This window comes from Paenibacillus sp. LT-B23 (genome assembly GCF_059417685.1).
On the sequence record NZ_JBSQBM010000052.1, the window covers coordinates 1 to 2,831 of the forward strand.

The window sequence follows — 2,831 nt, forward strand, 5'->3', positions numbered from 1 at the left end:
TGGGAAATCTCATCTTGAGGGGGGCTTCACGCTTAGATGCTTTCAGCGCTTATCCCTTCCGTACATAGCTACCCAGCGGTGCTCCTGGCGGAACAACTGGTACACCAGCGGTACGTCCATCCCGGTCCTCTCGTACTAAGGACAGCTCCTCTCAAATTTCCTACGCCCACGACAGATAGGGACCGAACTGTCTCACGACGTTCTGAACCCAGCTCGCGTACCGCTTTAATGGGCGAACAGCCCAACCCTTGGGACCTACTTCAGCCCCAGGATGCGATGAGCCGACATCGAGGTGCCAAACCTCCCCGTCGATGTGGACTCTTGGGGGAGATAAGCCTGTTATCCCCAGGGTAGCTTTTATCCGTTGAGCGATGGCCCTTCCATGCGGTACCACCGGATCACTAAGCCCGACTTTCGTCCCTGCTCGACTTGTAGGTCTCGCAGTCAAGCTCCCTTCTGCCTTTGCACTCTTCGAATGATTTCCAACCATTCTGAGGGAACCTTGGGGCGCCTCCGTTACTCTTTAGGAGGCGACCGCCCCAGTCAAACTGCCCACCTGACACTGTCCTCGCACCGGATCACGGTACCAAGTTAGAACCTAGATACGATCAGGGTGGTATCCCAAGGATGCCTCCTCTCAAGCTGGCGCTCAAGGATCAACGGCTCCCACCTATCCTGTACAGATCGTACCCAAATTCAATATCAAGCTGCAGTAAAGCTCCATGGGGTCTTTCCGTCTTGTCGCGGGTAACCTGCATCTTCACAGGTATTAAAATTTCACCGGATCTCTCGTTGAGACAGCGCCCAAGTCGTTACGCCATTCGTGCGGGTCAGAATTTACCTGACAAGGAATTTCGCTACCTTAGGACCGTTATAGTTACGGCCGCCGTTTACTGGGGCTTCGGTTCATAGCTTCGCCCCGAAGGACTAACCACTCCCCTTAACCTTCCAGCACCGGGCAGGCGTCAGCCCGTATACTTCGCCTTGCGGCTTCGCACAGACCTGTGTTTTTGCTAAACAGTCGCTTGGGCCTTTTCACTGCGGCCCCCTCGGGCTATTCACCCTACCGAGGCACCCCTTCTCCCGAAGTTACGGGGTCATTTTGCCGAGTTCCTTAACGAGAGTTCTTCCGCGCGCCTTAGAATTCTCTTCTCGCCTACCTGTGTCGGTTTGCGGTACGGGCACCTTCTCCTGGCTAGAGGCTTTTCTTGGCAGTCTGAGATCATGACCTTCGCTACTATAATTTTCGCTCCCCATCACAGCCCAGCCTTAACGATGTGCGGATTTGCCTACACACCAGCCTCACTGCTTAGACGGACATCCATCAGTCCGCGTCACTACCCTACTGCGTCACCCCATTGCTCATAACGGATTACGGTGGTACAGGAATTTCGACCTGTTGTCCTTCGACTACGCCTATCGGCCTCGCCTTAGGTCCCGACTTACCCTGAGCGGACGAACCTTCCTCAGGAACCCTTAGGCTTTCGGCGGATCTGATTCTCACAGATCTTTTCGTTACTCATACCGGCATTCTCACTTGAATGCAGTCCAGCGCTCCTTACGGTACACCTTCAACCCGCATTCAACGCTCCCCTACCCCTGATGCATAGCATCAAGCCATAGCTTCGGTGGCGTGTTTAGCCCCGTTACATTTTCGGCGCAGAGTCACTCGACCAGTGAGCTATTACGCACTCTTTCAATGGTGGCTGCTTCTAAGCCAACATCCTGGTTGTCTGTGCAACTCCACATCCTTTCCCACTTAACACACACTTGGGGACCTTAGCTGATGGTCTGGGCTGTTTCCCTTTCGACAATGGATCTTAGCACTCACTGTCTGACTCCCGGAACTAAGTCTATGGCATTCGGAGTTTGACTGAGCTTGGTAACCCTTGCGGGCCCCGCACCCAATCAGTGCTCTACCTCCACGACTCTTATTCCGAGGCTAGCCCTAAAGCTATTTCGGGGAGAACCAGCTATCTCCGGGTTCGATTGGAATTTCTCCGCTACCCCCACCTCATCCCCGCATTTTTCAACATGCGTGGGTTCGGGCCTCCAGTGCGTGTTACCGCACCTTCACCCTGGACAGGGGTAGATCACCCGGTTTCGGGTCTACGTCCACGTACTCAATTCGCCCTATTCAGACTCGCTTTCGCTGCGGCTTCAGCTCTTCACCTTAACCTTGCACGGGAACGTAACTCGCCGGTTCATTCTACAAAAGGCACGCCATCACCCATTAATAGGGCTCTGACTTCTTGTAAGCACACGGTTTCAGGATCTATTTCACTCCCCTTCCGGGGTGCTTTTCACCTTTCCCTCACGGTACTGCTTCACTATCGGTCGCCAGGGAGTATTTAGCCTTGGCAGATGGTCCTGCCGGATTCATACGGGGTTTCACGTGCCCCGCACTACTCGGGATCCGTCTCGGAGAGAACAAGTTTTGAACTACAGGGCTTTTACCTTCTCTGGCGGGCCTTTCCAGACCTCTTCATCTAACCGGTTCCTTTGTAACTCCATGTGAGACGTCCCACAACCCCAAGGAGCAAGCTCCTTGGTTTGGGCTAATCCGCGTTCGCTCGCCGCTACTGACGGAATCACTATTGTTTTCTCTTCCTCAGGGTACTTAGATGTTTCAGTTCCCCTGGTATGCCTCTGTTCTGCCTATGTATTCAGCAGAAAGTGACTGTCGATGAAGACAGCCGGGTTTCCCCATTCGGACATCCCCGGATCAAAGCTTGCTTACAGCTCCCCGAGGCTTTATCGTTGTTCGCCACGTCCTTCGTCGGCTCCTGGCGCCTAGGCATCCTCCGTGTGCTCTTTGTAGCTTAACCTAG

Annotated in this window: 1 rRNA gene; it reads right to left on the minus strand. The window is 54.0% G+C overall.

The annotated features are described in order from the left end of the window. Positions 1-2,828: ribosomal RNA gene (locus ACWXW9_RS28785) — 23S ribosomal RNA — on the minus strand; the annotation flags it as partial. Between the last annotated feature and the right edge of the window lie 3 nt (positions 2,829-2,831).